Annotated in this window: 1 pseudogene; it reads left to right on the top strand. The window is 61.0% G+C overall.

The features are described 5' to 3' along the window. Positions 1 to 713, top strand: a pseudogene (gene istA, locus AACY52_RS28905) (IS21-like element ISPre4 family transposase); the annotation flags it as partial.

The following is a 713-nucleotide window of genomic DNA, read 5'->3' as shown; positions in this document are numbered from 1 at the left end:
TTATCCATGCGTAAAATCCGAGAAGTGCTACGTCTCAAATTCGAGGTCGGCCTATCTGCCCGCCAAGTCGCTGGCAGCTTGCAAGTAGGCCGAGCCAGCGTCGGTGAGTACCTCAATCGCTTTGCTGCCAGCGGCCTGACCTGGCCCTCTGCGCTGACTGACGCCGAGTTACAACGGCATCTTTTTCCGCCGCCGCCCACCGTTCCCAGCGATCAAAGGCCGGTGCCAGACTGGGCTCATGTACATGGGGAGTTACGCCGCCCCGGCGTAACTCTGGCCCTGCTTTGGCAGGAATATCGACTCGCCCATCCGCAAGGCTTCCAATACAGCTGGTTCTGCGAGCACTACCGCCTCTGGGCTGCCAAGGTCGACGTGGTCATGCGCCAGGAACATCGTGCTGGTGAAAAATTGTTTGTCGATTACGCCGGCCAGACCGTACCGGTCATTGATCGGCGAACCGGCGAGATCCGCCAAACGCAGATCTTCGTCGCCGTTCTCGGCGCGTCCAGCTACACCTTTGCCGAGGCCACCTGGTCGCAGAAGCTGCCCGACTGGCTGGGCTCCCACGTGCGCTGCTTCGCTTTTCTCGGCGGCACATCGCAGATCCTGGTGCCCGATAATCTGCGCAGTGGCGTCACCAAGGCGCATCGCTACGAGCCGGACATCAACCCCAGTTACCGCGATCTCGCCGAGCATTACGGCGTAGCCGTACT

The organism is Pseudomonas sp. EA_65y_Pfl1_P113, from assembly GCF_963970525.1.
Taxonomy (GTDB): Bacteria; Pseudomonadota; Gammaproteobacteria; order Pseudomonadales; family Pseudomonadaceae; genus Aquipseudomonas; species Aquipseudomonas tritici.
The sequence above is the reverse complement of the archived record's forward strand: the minus strand, read 5'-3'. Positions and strand labels throughout refer to the sequence as shown.